This is a genomic window from Nocardiopsis sp. RV163, assembly GCF_001029525.1.
GTDB lineage: Bacteria > Actinomycetota > Actinomycetes > Streptosporangiales > Streptosporangiaceae > Nocardiopsis > Nocardiopsis dassonvillei.
In genome coordinates, this window is the sequence record NZ_LEKI01000013.1 from 44,419 (window position 1) to 65,012 (window position 20,594).

Consider the following 20,594-nt stretch of genomic DNA (forward strand, 5'->3'; position numbering starts at 1 on the left):
CGCCTCCTCCGGACACCGCTCACCGGACGCCCCCGCCCTCGCCCGCAACCACCCCTGCCACCGGGAGAGACGTGAGCAAGAGGATCGGTATCGTCGGCGCCGGGACGGCGGGCCTGCACCTGGGCCTGCACCTGCTGCGGCACGGTGTGGAGGTCACCCTCTTCACCGAGCGCTCACCGGACGAACAGCGGCGGTCGAAGGTGCTCAACACCGTCGCCCACCACTCCGTGACCGTGGAGCGCGAGCGCGCTCTGGGCGTGGACCACTGGCCGGCGCGGGAGTTCGGCTACCCCGGGCACGAGTACCGGGTGGGCCCCGGTCCGGAGCCCACCGCCTTCCGGGGCCGCTTCAGCGCGCCCAGCCGGGCCGTGGACTACCGGATCTACCAGCCCCGGCTGACCGAGGACTTCGCCGAACGCGGCGGGGAGCTCGTGATCGGCCGCCTCTCCCCCGACGACCTGCCCTCCCTGGCCTCCCGGTTCGACCTGGTCGTGGTGTGCACCGGACGCGGCCCGTTCGCGGAGGTGTTCGGGCGCGATCCCGCGCACCCGGCCCCCGCCCGCCCCGGCAGGGCGCTGTGCGCCGGTCTGTTCACCGGCGTCGCCCAGCGGCCCGTCCCCCAGGTGACCTTCCACGTCTCCCCGGGCGCGGGCGAGATGATCGAGTTCCCCACCTGGACCGACGGCGGGCTCGTCATGGCCCTGGTCATCGAGAACCACCGCGGGTCCGCCCTGGAGGCCCTGGCGGCCACCCCCTACGAGGAGGGCCCCGGGGCTTTCCGCGACCTCGCCCTGGAGCTGCTGCGCGAGCACTACCCGGACTGCTTCGAACGGATCGACCCGGCGGAGTTCGGCCCGCTGGACGGGCCGCGCGGCATCCTCCAGGGCGCGGTGACCCCCGTGGTGCGCCGCACGCACACGGTGCTGGACGACGGCACCGTCGTGCTCGCCCTCGGCGACGCGCACGTCACCGTGGACCCCCTGCTCGGCCAGGGAGCCAACACCGCCTCCCACTCCGCGTGGGTGCTCGCCGAGGAGATCGTCCGCCAGGACGTCCTGGACCGCCGCTTCGTCGAGCACGTGGACATGCGCCGGCAGGACCGCGTCCTGTCGGCGTTTCGCACCACCAACCTGTTCATGGAGAACCTGGAGACCCTGCCCGCGGACTTCGTGGAGTTCCTCGGGGAACTGGGCCGCAGCCCCTCCCTGACCGACGAGTTCACCGAGTGGTTCAACTACCCCGAGCGCTTCTGGGACGACCTGGCCGACCCCCGGCGCACCGCGGCCTGGATCGCCCGGCACTCCCCCGCGTGATGAGGGGCGGCTCCGGCGCCACCCGGCCTTCGCACCGGTTACCGTCGGGGCATGGTGATCCCGAGCGACGAAGAGATCCGCGCGCTGCACGAGGGGTACGCGCCCACGCGTGAGGCGTTCGACCTCGTCCACACCCACTGCGAGATCGTGTGCGCGGTCGCCGAGCAACTGCTCGACCGCTCCGGCCCCGCGCTGGACCGCGCCCTGGTCCGGGCGGGGTGCCTGCTGCACGACATCGGGGTCTACCGGCTGTACGACTCCTCCGGTCGGCTCGACCACGCGCGCTACGTGAGCCACGGGGTGCTCGGCCACGAGATCCTCGCCGGGGAGGGGCTGCCCGAGGCGCTGTGCCGCTTCTGCTCACACCACACCGGGGTGGGGCTGACCCGGCAGGACATCCGCGACCAGGGGCTTCCCGTTCCGGAGGGGGACTACGTGGCCGAGTCCGCCGAGGAGGAGCTGGTGATGTACGCGGACAAGTTCCACAGCAAGCGCAACCCGCCGGTGTTCTTCTCCGCCGACTCCTACGCAGCATCCGTCGCCCGCTTCGGCGAGGACAAGGTGACCCGCTTCAAGGAGCTGCGCACGCGCTTCGGGGTCCCCGATCTGTCCCCGCTCGTGGCCGCCCACGGCCACGCCCTGCTTTGAACCGGGCCTGTCGGCCGACAGGGCGGACGAGGCGCCCGTTCACGGACCGGCGCCCGCGAACGGGCACCCCCTTACCGGGCGCTGTCGCCCGAGGACCGGCGTGAGACCGGCGGGGAGAGCCGCACGACATTTATTTGACAAGGAAGAAACTTCCCTAGGATGGTGTTGTTGGGGCAGAGCGGCCCCGACCTCCGAGGCACGGCAGACCCCTCGGACCTACTGACTGGGAGACCACCATGTCCGACGCGACCGAGTCGACGACGCAGGCGTCGTCCGCGGACGAGCGCAACCTGAGCGACGACACGGGCATGGACGCCGTGACCCTGCGCGTGGGCGACCTGGAGTCGATGACCTCCTACTACGCGAACGCGCTCGCCCTGGAACCCGTCGAGGAACGGGCGCACGGCCGGGAGGTGCACCGCGTGCTCGGCCGAGGCCGGACCCCCATGGTCCGGCTGGTCTCCACCCCGGGACTGCCCGCCGTCGACCCGCGCCAGGCCGGGCTGTTCCACACCGCGTTCCTGTTCGAGACCCCGGCGACGCTCGCCGCGACCGTCTACCGAGCGGCGCAGGAGCCGCGCAGCCGGTTCGCGGGCTCCTCAGACCACCTGGTCAGCGAGGCCTTCTACTTCACCGACCCCGAGGGCAACGGCATCGAGCTCTACACCGACCGGGACCGGTCGGCCTGGAGATACGACCAGGGTCGGCTGCGGATGGGCACGCTGCACCTGGACCCCAACGACTACCTGCGCACGCACCTCGACGAGGCGGTCGTCGCCGAGGGGCCGCACCGGGCGGGCAAGGTCGGACACGTGCACCTGCAGGTCGGCGACATCGGGACCGCCAGGGCCTTCTACGTCGACGCGATCGGGTTCGAGACCACGGTCGACACCTACCCCGGCGCGCTGTTCGCCTCGGCGGGCGGCTACCACCACCACGTCGCGATGAACACCTGGCAGAGCGCGGGCGCGGGTCCGCGCGCCGCGAGCCTGGGGCTGGGCGACGTGGCGATCACCGTGCCCGCGCGGCAGGACCTCGACGCGCTCGTCGCGCGCCTGAGGGAGCACGGGCTGGACCACGCCGACACCGGCAGATCGGTGGTGCTCCGCGACCCGTGGGACACACAGGTGACGGTCGCCCTTCCCGGTACCAGCGCCGAGGAGCTCCTGGACCGCTGACCGCGCGTGGCCGCCCGGCGGGGCCGGACCGGGGACCTGTCCCTGGTCCGGATCAGGCCCGGACCAGGGAAGCCGGGGTCGGCGGGGCGGCGATCAGCTCCTCGGGGGCGGTCAGGTACCAGGCCTCCAGGGTGAGCTCGCTGAGCTCGTCCAGGTCGATCCCGTCGAGGTGGACGACCACCCAGCCGAACCCGCCCGCGGTGAACTGCACCTCGAACACCTCGGGCCGCTCGGCCACCAGCGCGGTCTGCTCCAGCAGGGTCTGCTTCAGCCCCACGGTGGCGGTGCGCGGCCACAGGTAGCCGAAGGGCCTGCCGCGCACGCGGAACGTCGTGTACTGGTCCGAGTCCTTGGACTCGCACTCCGGTAGCGCGCTCACCAACCGCACGAAACGCTCGATCTCCACACCCATGGGAGGAGCCAACCACACTCCGCCGACAGGTCGGCACACGACGGGTGGCCACCGGTCGGCGCAGGGGCCGGGCCCTGCGCCGACGAGCCCCGCGCGGGCGGAAGAAGCCGCAGTTCAGGCCAGCGCCGCGACCACCGCCCGCTCGTCGCCCCACCGGGCGAGAAGCCGCACGCTCCCCTCGGGCTCACCGTCCAGGACCCGCTGGACCAGCACCCGCCCGCCCCGTGAGGAGCCGGTGCCGGGCTCCCTGGAGACCACGACCTGCTGGGGCCTGTTCTCCAGGCGGCGGCCCTCCTCCCAGACCTCCAGCTCCGCCTGCTCCTGCCCGCCCTCCAGCGCCCGCCGGAAGCAGGCGAGGGACACCTCGTCCTCGGTGCCGTCGTAGACCCAGCGCGTTCCCAGGACCGAGTGCTCCAGTGTGCCGACGAGGTGGTCCCCGTGCCCGGGCAGGGGCGCGCCCCGGTAGGTCAGCGGCAGGTGGAGCAGACGGTCCCCGCGCCGGACCAGGAACACCTCCACCCCGACCTCGCCTTCCGGGTCGTCGAACCGGTAAGCGCCGAGGATCTCGCCGGGCCCCTGGCCGGCCCACGGCTGACCGTCCAGCCAGGCGCCGATCAGCTCGGGTTTGCCCGGTGTGAGAGTGGCCTTGTAGATGATCGCCATGGGCCCAGTATCCGGCACGGGGGTTCCGGACGAGGCGTCAGAGCCCGGAACGGCCTGTCAGGGGCAGACGGACCGACTGACCCACGGCGAAGCGGCGAAACTCCATGTCACTGATTCTCCCGCGACAGGAAGAAGGACAGTCCGAGGGAAGACCTGTGCGGCAATTCCCGGTTTCCACAGAACTCAATCCTCTTCACTCAATTTTGGCCGGTATGAGACATTGCGCGCGCTGAACAGCTCCGCCCGGGTATCCCTCCGTTGAGATACAGCTCTGTGGAGGCGACAGCGTGCCCGACGACGACCGGCACACCCGTGACCGAGTGCGCACCCTCGACCCCCTGTGCGGCGAGATCAGGGGTTTGGCCGCTCGCATTCGCGCGGAAGCCCGGGAACCCCGGCAGAGGGAACTTCCCCTTGACACCGCCAGAGTCAGGGCCAGGAAGACTCTCAAGCAGATCACCGACAAACTCGGTGAGCCCGATCTGTGTAAGGCCGCGAAGCAAGCCAAGGCGCAGGCCGAGCGGATACGCGAAAAAGGACCTCATTCCGTGGACCTGTGTGCGGGGACTCGTGCCTCAGGAATGCAGGCGCTACTCGACCAGGCAGTCAGTGTCGTCCTCTCCAGCGAGGACCCCGCCGATTTGATGGACATGGAGGCCGGGGAGCTCGCCGCAATGGTCGGTGAGCACTTCGTCCTCGGCGCTTTGAGGCGCTACGGCCTGGACCGCCTCGCCCCCTTCGGCGAGGAAGGGACCCTTGGCGCCGAAGACGCCTTGGACTTCCTCGAACTGGCCGACCTGACCTTCAGCACGGCGATCCTCCGTGCCCTGGTCCAACCCTTCCTCCGCTGACCCCCCGAGGAGTTCCCGTGTCCGGTGCAAGGACCACATGCGTCACCTTCTGCCCCAGCAGCGGCCCTGAGCCAGGAAAGACCAGGGTGTTCGACCAGGGTGACGCCCTCACCGCGACGATCCCCAAGCTCGTCGGTTCCCGCCTGGACGAGAACAGCCTCGCGGCCGACTTGTGGTGGATCGCGGCCTCGTGCATGGCCGTCGACCGCAACCTCAGACGCCCTGCTCGTCACAAGTGGCGCAGCGGGCAGGAGTGGTCGCGCACGATCGGAGTTTCCATCCCCGTGCAGAACCCCGAATGGTGGACCGCGCACGCCTCCCGTGTCGCGGACCTGCTGGAATGGCTGACGGCGGACACCTGGAAACTGGATTTCCTTCGGGGGGACACCCTCGGATTCCGGTCCGAGGATCTGGGCATCGACGCGTCAGAGCTGGCCGGGGAGGCCGCGCTCTTCTCGGGCGGGCTGGACTCGGTCAGCGGCATGATCGATGACCTTCGCTCGTCCGGTGACCGGCTGACAGCGGTGTCGGTCAGCACCAACAGCCGGATGCGTAGCCTCCAGCAGCGCATCTTCCACGGGCTGCGCCGCCCACTCCCCAGGCTGTGCGCCCAGTTGTCCTTCACCCTCCAGGTACACATGGACAACCCCGAGGACACCGTGCGCACACGCGGATTCGTGTTCCTGGCCGCAGGGGTCGTCTCGGCCATCGCCCTGAAGAGGGACTCGCTTCGCCTGTACGAGAACGGCCCCGGCGCACTCAACCTCGCGCTCTCCCGCGGCCAGGTCGGCGCGCAGACGGCGCGTGCCGTCCACCCCAAGACGCTTTTGTATATGGAGCGCCTCGCCGAGGACATCACCGGCGCTCCCTTCCGTGTCGAGAACCGGTGCTTTCGCTTGACCAAGGCCGAGATGGTGCAGCGGGTACCCGCCGGAGACGAATACGACAGGGTGCTGGAGGCGACGATCTCCTGCGACACCGGGTTCGCCCACCACGGCAGCGATGGCAGCACGCACCCGCACTGCGGCGGCTGCACCTCATGCTTGCTACGCCGACAGGCACTGGCGGCGGCCGGACGCGGCGTCCCCACGCCCCAACGGCCCACTCCACAACGCAAGCTGGAGCACCGCCACCTCATGAACTGGCAGGTGGCGCGGCTGCGCCACGCGATGAGCGGAGGCCTGTCGTGGAAACGGATGGTGCGGGAGTTCCCCGACCTGGTGTGCGACCCCGACTCGTTCCTGCCCGAGCACCGAGGCGAGCTGCTGGACCTGTTCAGCCGCTACGCCGCCGAGTGGGACCTGCCCTCCGTCGCCGCGGAGTTCAGTGTTCAGGAATACGCGCCGTTCTCCTGAACACCTCGCCGCCAGTGGACGCAGGGTCGGCGTCCCCGGAGCGGATGGAGCGAAGCCCCGAGGTGAAGGTCACCGATCACGGTCACGGACAGGCGACGGCCGCAAGAGCCGGTGCTGCAGGGGCACGTGCTACTTTCCGTCCAGCCTGCGGAGAACGAACGCAAGAGGTCCCTGTTAGTCGTACCCAAACCGGTGACGGTCGCCTCCAGGGGCCCGATCCGTGCTTGACCCGGCTGACGTAGTTCTCAGGCAGGAGGAGGCGGTCACCGACTTCGAGGGGTGTCTCGCCGCTCCAGCGATAGGCGTACCCTCCGACAGTGACGACCTGGTCTCCTCCGATCTCGTGGATACGCGTTTCCTTGTCGAGGCGCCCCCGGAGTTCCTCCACCTCCTTCTCAAGCCGTGCGATGCGGAGCTTGGAGGATTCGCCGGAGGCTCTGGTACCGGATTCGTGTCCTTCCCGGTAGCCGTGCCGGTGAGCGTCCGCGACAGCACGGTCCTGTTCGGTGGAGTGCATGCCGCAGGCAACGTCCGATCCGCTGACACGGACCTTGCTGGGGTGTCCGGACTTGGTGGGACGTCCGCACGTACGCATCTGGTCTCAGCTCATGGTTTTTCGCTCCTTGGTCGGGGGTGAAACCGCTGGGTCACGCCCAGAAGGGCAGCAGGACCGAGACCGCGGCCGCCCCCGCGGCCAGGAAGAGCAGCGCCGCGCCCGCGCAGCCGCCGCCGCTCTTGCTTTGCGGCTCCACGGTGACTCGGGCGTTGATCCTGTGGGGCCCCCGGTCGGATCGGCGCTCGTGCGACGCGGCACGATCACGGCGTTCGAAGGGCGCCACGAACTGTTCTCGGTACTGCCGGTCGGACAGCTCGCGGGGGCGCCAGAACGCCTGCCATGGCTTCCTGTCCACTTCCTCCTGCTGCTCGGCGCGGAGCTGGGCGGCGACCATCACCCCGGTCCCGTCGTCGAACAGTCCGTGCTCCGCCTTGTCGACAGCCGCCTTCAGCAGGTCCCAGGCCTCGGCGGGGGTCATCACCCGAATGTCCATCTCGCGGGCCTTGTGGACCTTCGCGCCGTCCGTCCCCGGTTCGGCGATGACCAGCCGCACCGTCTTGGTGACGTTCACCCCGACCGTCGCGCCGTGGGACACCGCGAAGTCCACGACCGCGTTCACCGACCCGTCCTCCCCCACCGGAACGACGCGCCAGCCCTTGAGCGGGCCGTTCCTGCGCGCCTTCTCCTGGTCGGCGACGTAGAGCAGGTCCTGGATGACGTGTCCCGCGCCCAGGTTCCTGGCGGCCCTCTCCAGCTCCCTGAGTTCGGTCGAGGTCACCCGCCCGTCGGCCTCCGCGCGGGCGCGCGCCTCCAGGAGCACCTGCTCGTGCACCCGGCGCAGCGTGGACCGGGTGAATCCGGCCCGGGTGGCGAGCAGGGCCAGCCGCTGCGCCTCGTCGCCGACGATCTTTCCGTCCGCGAGGGCGTGCCCCAGCATGGAACGGTAGGCGGCCACGCCCTGGGGGTGGGGGCGGAGCGAGGGGTTCATGTCGGGCAGTCCGGCGGCCAGGTTGGCCAGCCACCCCTCCTGTCCCTTGCGCAGGTCGCTGGTGCGCGGAGCGATCCGTCCGCTGCGGGGCACCTGCGGCGCGGGTACCGGCCCGGTTCCGGACCAGGCGAGCGGCTGCGGACTCTCGTTCACCAGTACTGACAACATGCGAGCGAGGTGGCGGGCGTCGGCCAGGGCGCGGTGCTGCCCCTGCATCCACTCCCCGGTCATCAGTTGGTAGAGCTGGTGCTGGCGGTAGGCGTACCGGTCCAGGTGGGCGCGGAAGGCCTGGAGCGTGCACAGCCCCGGCAGCCCGGAGGGGCGCATGCCCAACGCCTTGAACTCCGCTCCGAGGAACCGCTCCTCGAAGGGCAGGTTGTGCGCGACGACCACCGCGTCGGACAGGTAGGTCATCAAGTCACCGGCGATGTCGGCGAAGGCGGGCGCGTCGGCCGCCTGGGCGGGGGCGATGCCGTGGAACTCCTCCCCCGTGAGGGGTCGCCCGGGGTCGACCAGGGTCGCGTACTCGTCGACGACGGTGCCGTCGCCGCGCATGCGCACCACCGCGACCTCACAGATCCGATGCCCTGCGCGGGGATCGAGCCCGGTGGTCTCCACGTCCAGGACGGCGAACAGCATCCGTCGCGGATCGGTTCCCTGGCCCCGGGTCAGGCGGCCGTGGGTGAACATGCGTACCTCCGATGCGGGAGTTCGAGGGGCCGCTCCGGAGAGGGCCGGGGGGAATCGCGGCCGTCCTCGGGGGCGGACATCTCCTTCGGCGTCGCGCCCTCCGAACCATCGCGACGGGACCGCATCCCTTTCGGGACCAAAGGCCCCGTCTGGGGGCGGACAGCCGAGCCAGGTCAACCCGAAGACACCCGCCGCCGTCACATCATCGATGAGCCTGCTGCGTCACCACTGAAACCAAAATACACATCATGCTTGTGAACATAGTTAACAATAAAATCTCGATCGTCACAGCGGCATCCGACAGCTCGAATGAACGGCGCGCGCCTCCCTGCCTTCCGGGACTGCCGAGACGATGCGGTACCACCCCAACAACCGGCTCATGCTCTTCGATTGACTCCGGCCACGGCACTGTGCCGGAGCTTTTCGAGGAAGCCCGGCGCAGTACCCGTGACGTTCGGACGCGACAGCACGCATGCCCGCTTCGGTTCAGAGCGGTGCGTTGAGGAAGCCCACCTTCTCCAGCAGCGTGATGTGGTCGGTGTCCAGGCTGTCCAGAAAGTCGCTCACGTCTGGGTGCGGAGCGCGGTGCAGCGGCGCGCTGGTACGAAGGAGCCCCACTCGCGACAGGCCCTCGCCGCCCAGACGGGAGGACGGAGTAGCGGGCGGGTCGACGCGGTACAGCCGCCAGGCGCTCCCTATGGGGCGGGATGCGAGAAGCATCATCGGCCTGCTCCACACCAGCAGAGCCCACGCCTTGGGGCCTTGGGCGTGCACGATCACCGGCCCGATGTGTTCCTCCAGGATCTCGGCGACCCTGGCGGCCACCGGAACCGGGTTGGTGAAGTCCCCGTAGACCCGGTGCACCCCGGAATCAGTCTCCAGGGTCCAGCCCGACGTCTCCAGCAATTCCTCGCGCACGTGGACCAGGGGGTCGTCCTCCCAAGCCAGCCGTACCACCCGTTCGAGCCCGGCCGGGCCGAGCACGCGGGCGTGGGGCACCTCAGGGGCGAGGAGCAACCCCGAATCGAGTTCGGGATCTGCCAGGGCGACCCGCTCGCGCAACCGGGACCAAGTGGTTCGGGCTTCCTGGGATCCGGGGGTCCCGGCGTTCAGCGGAACGTCCTCCAACAGCAGTCCGGCGCACACGGCGGTCACCAGACATGCCTGTTCGAGGGCTTGTTCGGGGATCGCTTCCTCCTCCCGAATCAGTCCGCGGGCCAACCGGGTCAGTTCGGGACGCCAGGACTCATCCCCGCTGTTCCAGACTCCTACGCCGAGCAGCCGGACCACCACACGCGTCACCAAGAGCCGCACCGCGAGGGGCGGTACGGGAGCACCGTCACCGGGGGCACAGGCGTTCACCGCGCGTTTAGTCCACCCGCGCCAGCGCTGCTTCTGCTGGTCGGTGAAGCCGTCTTCACGGTTCTCCCACTCCTGTACGGCCTCCAGGGTCTCCTCCTGGACGCCCTCCTCGTCCTCCTCCCGAGCCCCGGCCAGGTTCCAGCACTCCTCCCCCGTCTTCGAGCCGTCTCGGCTCGCGGCGGGGGTTCGGTGGCCGAACATACTCACCGTCAGCGGTACTCCGAAGGTCCTCTCGCAGCCTTCGAGGTACTCCTCCCACCGGTCCCCGACCGAGGCCTCAACGGTGCCGGAGCGGGTCTCGGCGGCTGCCGCTTCCCGGGTCGCCGTGCCGGTCAGGCCGTGCGCGGCCAACTCCTCCGCCAGCCGCAGGATGTCCCGCTGAAACTCCCGTTCCGATTCCTCGTCGAACAGCGACTCCTCGGTGTGGGCACGGCGCATCCGCGGCCTGGAGTCCTCCCCGGTCGGCCGTGCGCATGCCCTTGGGTCGACGGTGAAAACCGGTGCGGAGACTCTGCCGTCGGGTACACGCACCCGCACCACCAGCCCGCCCCCGCCCCAGGTGGTGAAGGTTCCCTCCACCTCACCGGCCCGGATCGTGCCCACGTCCTCCCAGGTTCCAGGGGAACCGTGCCGGGACGACTCGACCACGACGTCCACAGAGTAGGCGTCGGCCAAGGTCACCACCAGACCCTCTCCGGCCAGGACCGCGCCGAGCGGCACCGGCACGCCGGAGGCGTGTTCGCGCTCGAACCGCCCGGTAGTGCTGACCCCCGCCAGCCGGGAGAGGGGAAGAGCCGTGGCCTCGGGCATCAGGGAAGCACCGACCGGGACGATCGTGCCCAGCTCGCAGTTGCCGCCCGCGCGGGTGGAGCGCAGCAGCGCCGCCCCGGTGAGATTGGCGCTGCCGGTCAACGCCCATCGCCCCTCCCCCACCGACCACTCCACGAGCTTGCCGTGGCGGGGCGCATGCTCCTCCAGGAGACGGAGTTCGGCGTCCGTGCCGGCGAGCGCCCGGGCGAGAGCGTCACCGTCGTAACTGCTCGAGGACTCCTGCACCCCCAGCACCACCCGGGCCGGGTCCAGCCGCTCCACCAGAGCCCGCAGCGCGCGAGCGCCGGGGTCGATGAACGGCGCGTACAGGCGCAGCTCGTCCACGGGACCCGCGTCCAGCTGTTCGATCAGGCCCCGGTCGAGGTTGTGCACCACCCGGGCCCCGGTCTCGTCCGGTTCGCCGGACAACAGCAACTCCTCCAGTTGACCAGCCACCTCCGCCAGCCGGTTCCCCATGTACGCGGGAAGGCGCACGGCCCCCGATCCGACGCACTCGCGCAACCATGTGACCAGTTCATCCAGTTCGTAGGGCATTCCGTCGGGGCCGCCGCGCAGCACCGTCCACAGCTCGTCGTTGTGCCCCCACCCGGCCAGGGTCGGGTTGCCCGATCCGATAGCCGCCACTGCCTCGTGGTCGCCGAGCAGCAGCGCCAACTTGGGGTGGAAGGCCGAACCCCCGCAGGAGGCCAGGGCATGCATGTAGTCGCGTCCGGCTCTGCGCACGTCCACGGGGTCGTGCCTGCTCTGGGCGGCGTCACCGACTAGGGTGACGGCCGCGCCGAGACCGCGGGCCAGGGGTACCGCGGCGCGTTCCAGGAACGGCAGGTCCATGGTGAAGCCGGTGAGCAGGAACTCGCGCAGCGGGACGCCGTCCGTGCGTTCGTACCACTCGTGGAGCAGGCTCAGCGGGGAGTACATGCTCATCCGGCCACCCCCAGCAGCTTCGCGCCAGTGTCGGTCAGGGCTCCGGTGGGGCCGCTGTCCTCGCTGATCAGCCCCAGTTGCAGGGCCAGACCGGCCATCTCGTTGATCCGGGTGGCCGGTTCTCCCCTGCCCTCGTCACCGGTGCTGTAGTACCTGCCGTTGCGCTCGCGGACCTTGGAGAACACGGTGATCCTGCCGTCGTCCCCGATTCTCGTCTTCTCCCGGGCCACCCGCTGGGACTGGTGAAGCATGTCCGAGACCAGTCCGGCGGCGAACTCGGCGACGGGCCGGTCCAGCAGGTCGTCCCTGCGCTGGGCCACCCACAGGGGGTTCAGGAACTCCTTGGCCTGCCCCAGGAAGGCCCGACGGACGTCCCCCTCCAGCTCCCCGGCTCTTCGCGCCCCCAACAGCAGCAACTCCACGTTGAGTCGCGGGCTGCCCTCGTCGTGAGTGTCGAGGAGGCCTTCCTCCGCGGCGACCGGGTGCCCGCCCCCGGTGGTGTCGGGCAGGTCCCGCGCGAGCGCCCGCACGCTCGTGTTCGGCATCAGCGACGCCACCCGGTCCCGGAGTTCGTCCTCGGTCGATCCCGACCCGGAGTCCCCGTCGTTCATACAGCCGGTCACGAACGACCACAGCCGCCGCCAGGCTCCCACCGAAAAACGGCGCAGCAGGGTCCCGCGCCACCCCAGGGCCTGGGGGTGGGTGCCCAGGACCGGATCGGTCACCGCGGTGTCCCCGTAGGCGACGGCAGCGCGGAAGGCCCGTTCCCAGCCCCACTCCCAGGACCAGTCCGGGCTCTCGGGGTAGAGCGCGGCGGTACGTCCCAGGATCCGCAGGGCGGCACGCCGGTGCAGGTCCTCGGGCTCCCAGGAGTCGGGGTCGTGGATTCCCTGTTCGGAGGCGGTGAACAGGCCCGCCAACCAGAGGACCTCGGCTTCGGTGAGGTGGTGCGCCCCCACCTCAGCCAGCGCGATCAGACGGTCCCTGGACAGGTGGTCGTGCGCGGTCGCCCCGAACAGCGGGGCGAACACCTCCCGGACCGGTTCGGGGCACGCGTGCCGACCGGGCAGCGGAAGGGCACCTCCTCCGGCGGCCACTCCCAAGGACAGGCACGGGCCCCGGTAATCGGACCAGAATCCGAGTCTGCGCGGCGAGTAGCTTCGGAGCGGCGCCTCGGCGCTGTGGGCGGCCGCGCAGGCGGCCAGGTCCAGCCGGTCCTCGCCCAGGTGCGGTCGAACCCCGTCGGTGCCGTGCGGCTTGCCCCCGGCCAGGCGGTCGTGGAGGTGCCCGGCGTCCTGGCACGCCGCCGTGACGGCCGCCATCAGCACCTCGCCCCGGCGCAGGAGCCGGATCCGCTGTTCCTCGTCGGCGTCCACGCGTTCGCAGTGTTCCGCCAGAGCCGCGTAGAACGCGTAGGGCCGGGCGAAGTGGGTCAGTGTGGAGACGCCCGGGAGCAGTCGGTCCACGGTGTCCAGAACGGGACGGGCCACCCGGAGCGGGTCGATCCCGCCTCGTTGGTCCAGTCCTCTGCCGGCCCAGACCGGGCCTGTGACGGTCGCTGGCACGAAGACCTCTCATACGGGGGGCAAGGGGTGATGGCCGGGTCCCTGGGGAGGCCTGCGGTACCCCGCCCGTCAGCGGCGGAGGCGTTCACCGCTCGGCCCCGAGGCCCGTCGACCATGAAGCAGATCCGACGGTACCGGTGCACGAAACTTTGCGCTTCGCGTGACCATGAGCCGAGTGATGAGAGGAAGAGGCCTGAGGAGGCAATCCGAACTGGGAGGGTATTGCCGTATCACCCATGAGCCGCACCCGTCAGTCTTTTACAGTTCGCCGGAGCCGCAGTCGACATAGTCGCTGATGCTTTCCGAATACTCTGCGGGGGAACGGTAGGAGTCTGCGTACAGATCTATGTACTGCTGCACGAAATCACCACCTGAGAGGGATGGCGAGCTGCACCACGTGACGTCGTTGGCTTGGAGGACCTCGGACAGCCCTGCGTCGACTGCGTTCATGTGGGTGCCCTCAGCCGGCTGCTCAGATGTCTCCCATTCAGAAATACTTGTCTCAGCGACGTACGAGCCGTCGGAGACGAAGACGGCACCAGAACCGACAAGGCTTTCTTTGAAGTCCTGCCCGGCGCTTTCGATGATCTGCTCAGAATCCCCCTCGCCGAGCATGCGACCGAGGGTTTCTATACTGACCTTCCTCCTGATGAATTCCGCGCTGGGCGGGTTGCTCTCCTGAACCTCCGATGTGATCGACGACGGGCCTTGGCCACCCTGGGATGAACACCCAGCGGACTGGGCGAGGAGGGCAGCCAGCAGTGCAACTGACAGGACCCTGCTGATTGCCTCGCTACTCACCCTTCCTCCACACTCTTCTTCTCACTGCACCTTCCATGATCCGCACCCTCTTTTCACCCTCCACCGGCCTCATCCTCACCCTCCTCCTCGGTCTTTTCAGCCTCTTCCTGAGGGTTCAGGATACCGTCGATGAGCTTATGGCGATCGCCGTAAGCCTCTCCGAACGCACCAGCCATATCTTGGCCGTTCTTCAGCCCCCGATCGGACGTAGAGAATGTCGTGTTTTCAAGAGCAGAAGCCACGACATCATCCAGGTCGTCGAACTCACCTGCATCGTGACCCTCATCCTGCCATACCTCGGAGTCAATATCGATAGCCATGGACCCGTCGCTCCTGCGCTCGGCCGCACCAGATTCGATGAGGATATCAATGTATTCCTGAGGCGGCGGGCTTTCGAAGTTTCCAACCCTGGAGTTCAGGATGTGCTCCAGGATCATGATTCTCTGTTCGCTTCTGTTGGACTCATCACTCTGACCGATCGGCAGACGAGGAGAAACAACGGGCTCATCGCCCGCCAGGATTCCAGTAAGCCACTCCGCGCCCAACCCCAGCCCTTGGCTGAGACTCTCTCCGATGACGGGTATGCCGCTGGCAAGCTCCGCCGAAGTTTCCAAAGAAAGCCCGTACAGCATTTCCTTTCTTTCGTGCGCCTCCTGCTGGTCCAACTGTCTGCGACCCGATTCCTCCAGCAATGCGTTGTCTATCAGGGAACTGAGGGTTGCCGAGCCTCTACCTGCGGCGTATTGGTCACCCGTTTCCAGGTAGGTCTCCATGAGGAGCCCTTGGTAGGTGGACGCGGAACCGATCGTCCGCACTGCGGTGTCATCGTTCCCCATCAGGTATTCCATGAACGACAGTCGCTCTTCGAGCCCTATTTCGAACCAGTTGTGGTCAGAGTCGTAATTCCCCACTCCGGTGGTGGCGATCTCCTCTTCCACCGGCTCACCGCTCTCGTCGAACATCTCGTTCCCGTCCTCGTCCAGCGCTACGCTGGTTTCCGAGGGGTCGCTGTGGGCGAAGCCGAATATGTAGGCGTCGAAGATGTCGGCCAGGTTGTCGGCCAGTTCGGTGTTGAACGCGGTGAAGGACGCGTTGCTGTAGTCCGTGCCCTCGATGTCCACACCGGTGTTGGTGAGCGCCTCGTGCATCTCGGCGGTCGTGATCATCTCGACGAAACCCGCGGCGGCACGGCCAGCCCGGTCGCGCTCTTCCTGGTCCTGGCTGTGTGCGTCTTGGGCGATCCACTCGATCATGTCGCCCACGGTCTCCCCGTTGTCCTCCCACGGGTGGGTGAAGAGGCCTTCGACGGCGGTGTTGATCATTTCCTCAGGGGAACCCCACTGTTCGGTATGGGGGCTGAACCGCTGGAACTGCCCTTCCTCGCCGTAGTAGGTCCCCATGAGGTTGGGGTGGGCGTAGGGTTCGCGTTCGCCGTCCTCGTTCTCGGCACCGGCGAAGAGGTCGTGTATCGCGTCCTCGTTGCGGTTTGCCACGTCCATGAGCGAAAGAACGTCGTCCTCAGGGATGAACTGGTCCATGACCGCGGAGTACTCGTCCGAGTACATGCCCATGGACAGGCTCAGGGTCATGGAGAGCGTGTATCCGGGCTCCATCGACTCGTGAGCGTTCCCCAGCATCGCGGCCAGGGATCGGGCGTCCTCCGCCCAGACGTGCGACGAGGGCGGCGTACTGCCGGAAGGCGTCAGATGCGGTCCTTCGGCAGCTTCCCGGACACTGGGGGGCAGGTCGTAATAACCTCCGCCCACATGGGGGTCCGAGAGCGCGAGGAGTCCGTCACCCAGCACACCGAGCGCGTGTTCGCGCTCCTCGTCGGTCAGGTGGTCCCCCTCCATCGACGCGGGTATGTCGATGACCCCGCCGGGCTGGTTGCGTTCCAGTTCGTCATAGAACACATCGAGGAAGTCCATCTCCTCGGAGCGGTAACCAGTGCCTCCCTGCTGGGCCTGCATCGCGTTGGTGGTGACCATGCTCATCATGAGCATGAGTTCGTGGTAGTTCTCGTCCAGGGGCTTGTCACCGGACCAGTAGGACGAGAGTTGGTCGGCCCACTCCTGGGCGTTCTCCTCGGTCAACTCCTGGCCGTCCACGAGCATCGTGTAGCGGTTGGGGTCGAGGTTGTAGAAGGCCCAGGAGTTGATCCCGGCGTCGATGAGGGCCTGCACGTTGGCCTTGGTCGGCCCCTCTCCCAGGTCCGCGGCGACCTCGTCGGCGTGCTCCTCGAAGTTGCGGTAATTGGTGCGCTCGCGCTCCTGGAGTTCGGTCAGCTTCGCGGCGACCTCGTCGTAGATGTCGCGGCACTTGCTGGCGTCGCTGATGCCGAACACGCCCCCGCGCTCGGGATGGGCGGCGGTGATGGTCTGGCCCTGGAAGTCGGCCGGGATCTCGCCTTCCTTCTTGGTGCGGAAGTCGAACCACTCGGTGTTCTGCGCCTCGCGCTCGTCCTTGAACTCCTCGACGTGCTGCGCCCACTCCTCGAGCTTGGAGGCGGCGTAGGTGATCGCCACCCCGGCGTCCCGCCAGTACTGGTAGTCCTCTTCCGACAGTCCCTTGATGTTCCAGCCGACGAGGTCGGTGAACTGCGTGGCGGTGGAGTTGAACTGCCCGGTCAGGTCGTCGGACCGTCCCAGCAGACGTGCTTGGAGGATGGTGAGCTCCTCCGCCCGTGTCCGAATCGCTTCCGGATTGGCGGTCGTGGAACGGGGCTCGAAGGAAAGGTCGAAGGTGGCCATGGCTCACTTTGAGTTCGGGGAGGTCAGGGGCAACGAGGAGGTCAGAAGTTGACGTCGACGTCCCAGGGGGTGTCGTAGTGCTCGGCGGCCTCCAGGTCGTTCAAGGCTGTTTCGGAGGCTCCCGCCTGGATGTTGTTGGCCAGCCGCAGACCGTGTTCCTGCATCTCGACGAGGGTGGGGGCGTACTCCTCCTTGTAGGCACGCAGGGCCGAGGAGACCTCGTCACGCTGGGCGACGGTCTCGGCGTCCTCCATGATCAGATCGAACATGTCGGCCAGCCCTGCCATGGCCTCAGCGAGGGCTTCGGCGAGCTCGCCGCCCTGGAGGGCCTCGATCGGGTTGGCGCCAGCCTCGCCTGCCATGTTGGGGAACTCCTTAGACCAGGTGTGGGGTGTGAAGGGTGGGAATGCTCGTAAAATTAGCAGCCGTAACCAGGGGTAAGCACACCGGCATCGAATTCCGTATTGGCAGAAAGGCTGGTCAGTTGGACTCTCTGGCGAGAATGACCGATTCCGGCCACCTTAAGAACGAACTCCCTGTTCGCCGTCACACACCCAGCTACACGAAACGAGGGCTCCGCCAGAGTGAGCGCGAGCACCATACCTGCCGAAACGACAGATAGCCCGTCCTCGACATGTAGGCAGCCTGGTCGTGTACACGCAAGAACTGGCCGGTTGGGAAAGGACTCAACCATGGCAGCGCAGGGGCCCAGCCTGTGGCAGATCAACGACACGGCCATGAGCGACCTGACCGAGAAGATCTTCAGCGACCACGGTCAGACCGGAGAGACGGGCTGGATGGAGGGGTGGCCACTCGGTAACGCACAACCATTACGCCACCGGCGGTCCAAGGCTCAGCCGATGCCCGCCTCGGTCAGGAACCGGCTGGGCTGGCCCGACCACGACACGTGCAGGTGGTCGCGAGCACGAGTACAGGCAACGAAGAGCAGGCAGCGCTCGGCCATCAGGTCGGCCTCGTGCTGGAGCGGGTCCACCTCCTGGGGGGTGATGCCCTTGCTGTAGGGCACGGCACCGTCGTTGACTCCGATGACGGCCACGCACCGGAACTCCAACCCCTTGAGGGAGTGCATCGTCCCCGCGCGCACTCCCGGATCGTCCGGACCCGCGGTGCGCAGCTCGCAGGCGTGGACACCCGCCTCCGTCAGGGCGTTGACCACCCGCCGTGCGGCCGAGTTGAAACGGGCGGCGACGGCGATGGACGACGGTTCCGCTCCCCCGTCGATCCAGGAGCGCACCGTGTCCACGAGCACGTCGATTTCCTCGATCTGACCAGTGGCCGCGTGCGTGGTGGGCTTGGGGCCCTGGAGAGCCGAGCGGTACCCGGCCAGCGACTCGGTGCCCCCGTCGGAGAGTGCCTCCACCCTCTCTCCCGCCAGTAGTGGTCCGGCCCAGGCGAGGATCTGCTGGGTGCTGCGGTAGTTGCGGCGCAGGCGCTGCGAACGCCCCACGACGTTGACGCCGAGCGTCTTGAGGGAGACCTTCGCGTCGTAGATGCGCTGGTGGGGGTCGCCCGCGATGAACAGGTCGTCCGGGCGCGGGGCGACCAGGAACCGCAGGAGCCGCCACTGCGCGGGGTGGAGGTCCTGGGCCTCGTCGACCACCACGTGCCGGTAGCGGGGGCCCTTCTCCTCCAGGACTCGCGCGGCCTCGTCGCAGGCCTGCAACTGCGTGCGCAGGCCGTCGGCGGCCAGCCGGTCGGTGAAGGCGGACACCACCTCCCATACCCGGGTGCGCTGCTCCTCGCTCAGGGGGCGTCCTCGTCCGCGCCGGGTGGCGGACAGGTACTCGGGGAGGGTGCCCAGGCGTTGGGCGAGGACGACGTGTCGGTACTCCTGGAACAGGAACTCTGCCGTCCACGGCAACCGGCGCTCCTCCACCAGGGCACGCCAGCGCTCCAGCTCCTGGGTGTCGTTGACGTAGGAGGGCTTGGCACCTCCGGCCGCCTCGGTGAGGACCTCGGCGGCCTGGGCGTTGACCGTGGTGACGTGGAGCCGCTCCAGCCGCGCGGGGTCGTCCGTCAGTTGCCGCACCCCCTCCCTCAGCGCGGAGGCGAGCGTGTTGGTGAAGGTGGTCAGCAGGATCCGCTCGTCGGGCCGCAGGTAGGAGAGCAGGTGGTGGACCCGGTGCATGGCCACCACCGTCTTGCCGGTGCCGGGGCCTCCGGTGACCTGGTAGCTGCCGGGGTAGCTGGCCTTGTAGGCGACCTTGCGTTGGGCGGGGTGCAGGAAGGTCCGCCAGACGGTGAAGGGCTGGGAGAGGATCTCCTCCAGCTCGTCGAGCCCGGAGACGAGCTTGATACGGGTGGGGGTGTTGCGGATGGCGGTGTCCAGGTCGCCGCTGACGGGCCCGGAGGGCCGGTGGGCGACGATGTCCCGCCAGATCTCCTCCACGGAGAACCCGGCGGCGAGGTACTGCAGGACCTCGGCCTGGTCCTCGGGCAGGAGCGGGACGACACCGGCGAGTTCGTCGGTGTCGGCGATGGTGCGGGCGGCGCGCAGCACCCTGTCGGTGACGCCCAGGGTCCTCAGATCTCCGTCGGAGACCTTGGCGAACAACTGCCGCTCCGGATCGGTCGGGGCCGCCCTCCCCTCCAGGTCCGTGGTGGCCCGTTCCAGCGCTTCGGCGTCCCAGATCTCCACCGCTCCGGTGAGCTGGTTGACTCCCGCGTCCTGTTTGTTGGCCCAGTCGTAGGCGTCGTCGTGCGCCATGACCTTGAGCAGCGTGTAGCTGTCGCCGCTCTCGGGGGCCAGGACCACGCCCCGGTAGAAGTTGTCCACCTTGAAGGTGAAGATGTTGCGGTTGCGCCGTCCCTGGGGAGGCTTGAAGTTGAGTCCCTTGTCGGCCTTGAGTTCGGCGGGGGTGAGCAGGCTGAACTTCTCCATGGCGACCCGGATGTTCTTCCGGGCCGACGGAGGGAGTTCGTCGTACTCACCGCTCGCGAAGAACTGCTTTCCCAGGGCGAGTTGGGGCATGGGGGCGGGGCTCCGTTCTGGCTGGGGCGACTCGGGCGACGGTCCGGCTCAGCTTCGGCCCCGTCCCAGCCGGTTCAGGAGGTCGGCGACCTGAAGGGTTTCGGGGGCGCTGGGACCGTAGGCCGCGCGCAGGTCAGAGTACAGCGCGGGCAGCTCGGACGAGGCGCGTTCGGTGTCTCCCGAACGCAGTCGCCACAGGACCATCTCCCGGCGCAGGTCCAGGACGTCCTCGGAACGGTCCCCGCTCACCCGGCGGAACCGTTCCAGGAGCCCCTCCGCTTCGTGCAGGGCCCGGGTGGTCTCCCCCAGCTGCGCCATGCAGTAGACGGCCTGCTGCCTACAGAGGAGGGCGCGTTCGTCCTGTGGTCCGGCCTGGCGCTGGAGGATGTCGGCCAGGTCGGTGAACTCCGGCAGGGCGCGGCGCGCGTCCCCGCTGATGGCCAGGGCGTTGGCGCGCAGCAGGCGCAGTTCCACGACCTGTGCGGACTCGGAGCCCAGCACGGAGACGGCCGGGTCGATCACGTCGTCGAGGACACCGACGGCCTGGGCGAAGCGCCCCTCGCCGATGAGGGCCTGGGCATGGCTGTCGGCCTCGGCCAGCTCTCCGGGGGCCAGACCGGCGATGGGGGGCGCGGCCGCGGTGGGCTCCACCAGCGTGGGCGGCAGCGGCCTGGTCGGCGAGGGGACGACCGCCTTGGGTCGGGGGGACAGAAGA

The 20,594-nt window shown here is 68.7% G+C and carries 14 protein-coding genes and 1 pseudogene; 5 read left to right on the forward strand and 10 right to left on the reverse strand.

What is annotated here, in order from left to right:
• Nucleotides 1-71: 71 nt before the first annotated feature.
• The 3 genes from styA (at nucleotide 72) to ABD54_RS04480 (ending at nucleotide 3,139) form a co-directional block, all read left to right on the forward strand.
• Nucleotides 72-1,313, forward strand: coding sequence for a styrene monooxygenase subunit StyA (gene styA / locus ABD54_RS04470; protein ID WP_047868140.1), 1,242 nt, complete (start codon nucleotides 72-74; stop codon nucleotides 1,311-1,313).
• Nucleotides 1,314-1,364: 51 nt separating this feature from the next.
• The gene (locus ABD54_RS04475; protein WP_047868141.1) at nucleotides 1,365-1,961 is read left to right on the forward strand and encodes an HD domain-containing protein; all 597 of its coding nucleotides are present in this window, start codon (nucleotides 1,365-1,367) and stop codon (nucleotides 1,959-1,961) included.
• Between the two features lie 236 nt (nucleotides 1,962-2,197).
• Nucleotides 2,198-3,139: a VOC family protein gene (locus ABD54_RS04480; RefSeq protein WP_047868142.1), complete on the forward strand. Its 942-nt coding sequence runs from the start codon at nucleotides 2,198-2,200 to the stop codon at nucleotides 3,137-3,139.
• Between the two features lie 52 nt (nucleotides 3,140-3,191).
• Here ABD54_RS04480 and ABD54_RS04485 read toward each other — a convergent pair whose 3' ends face one another.
• Nucleotides 3,192-3,551 carry an MmcQ/YjbR family DNA-binding protein gene (locus ABD54_RS04485; RefSeq protein ID WP_047868143.1) on the reverse strand — a complete coding sequence of 120 codons (360 nt, stop codon included), beginning with the start codon at nucleotides 3,549-3,551 and terminating at the stop codon, nucleotides 3,192-3,194.
• 114 nt (nucleotides 3,552-3,665) lie between these two features.
• Entirely contained in the window at nucleotides 3,666-4,214 is a 549-nt protein-coding gene (locus tag ABD54_RS04490) for a hypothetical protein (protein ID WP_047868144.1), read from the reverse strand.
• Between the two features lie 287 nt (nucleotides 4,215-4,501).
• On the opposite strand from ABD54_RS04490, the gene ABD54_RS04495 reads away from it, so the two are divergent.
• The gene (locus ABD54_RS04495) at nucleotides 4,502-5,065 is read left to right on the forward strand and encodes a hypothetical protein (RefSeq protein WP_047868145.1); all 564 of its coding nucleotides are present in this window, start codon (nucleotides 4,502-4,504) and stop codon (nucleotides 5,063-5,065) included.
• Nucleotides 5,066-5,151: 86 nt separating this feature from the next.
• A complete protein-coding gene (locus ABD54_RS04500) occupies nucleotides 5,152-6,420 on the forward strand; it encodes a 7-cyano-7-deazaguanine synthase (RefSeq protein ID WP_235431979.1) in 1,269 nt (422 codons plus the stop codon).
• A gap of 647 nt (nucleotides 6,421-7,067) precedes the next feature.
• Here ABD54_RS04500 and ABD54_RS04505 read toward each other — a convergent pair.
• The 8 genes and pseudogenes from ABD54_RS04505 to ABD54_RS04540 all read right to left on the reverse strand — a co-directional run.
• Nucleotides 7,068-8,654 (reverse strand): exonuclease domain-containing protein, encoded by a 1,587-nt coding sequence (locus ABD54_RS04505; protein ID WP_047868147.1) that lies wholly within the window; start codon nucleotides 8,652-8,654, stop codon nucleotides 7,068-7,070.
• 486 nt (nucleotides 8,655-9,140) lie between these two features.
• Nucleotides 9,141-11,771, reverse strand: a complete 2,631-nt coding sequence (locus ABD54_RS28820) for a hypothetical protein (RefSeq protein WP_047868148.1) — start codon at nucleotides 11,769-11,771, stop codon at nucleotides 9,141-9,143.
• Entirely contained in the window at nucleotides 11,768-13,336 is a 1,569-nt protein-coding gene (locus ABD54_RS04515; RefSeq protein ID WP_152692000.1) for a hypothetical protein, read from the reverse strand. The genes ABD54_RS28820 and ABD54_RS04515 overlap by 4 nt, the downstream gene beginning before the upstream one ends.
• A gap of 258 nt (nucleotides 13,337-13,594) precedes the next feature.
• Nucleotides 13,595-14,137, reverse strand: coding sequence for a hypothetical protein (locus ABD54_RS04520; RefSeq protein ID WP_047868149.1), 543 nt, complete (start codon nucleotides 14,135-14,137; stop codon nucleotides 13,595-13,597).
• A gap of 53 nt (nucleotides 14,138-14,190) precedes the next feature.
• A complete protein-coding gene (locus tag ABD54_RS04525) occupies nucleotides 14,191-16,887 on the reverse strand; it encodes a hypothetical protein (protein ID WP_053063538.1) in 2,697 nt (898 codons plus the stop codon).
• A 41-nt stretch (nucleotides 16,888-16,928) separates the two neighbouring features.
• Nucleotides 16,929-17,249, reverse strand: coding sequence for a hypothetical protein (locus ABD54_RS04530; protein ID WP_047868150.1), 321 nt, complete (start codon nucleotides 17,247-17,249; stop codon nucleotides 16,929-16,931).
• Nucleotides 17,250-17,740: 491 nt separating this feature from the next.
• On the reverse strand, nucleotides 17,741-19,879 hold the full coding sequence (locus ABD54_RS04535; RefSeq protein ID WP_047868151.1) for a UvrD-helicase domain-containing protein: 2,139 nt from the start codon (nucleotides 19,877-19,879) through the stop codon (nucleotides 17,741-17,743).
• A 48-nt stretch (nucleotides 19,880-19,927) separates the two neighbouring features.
• A pseudogene (locus ABD54_RS04540) lies at nucleotides 19,928-20,594 on the reverse strand (serine/threonine protein kinase); the annotation flags it as partial.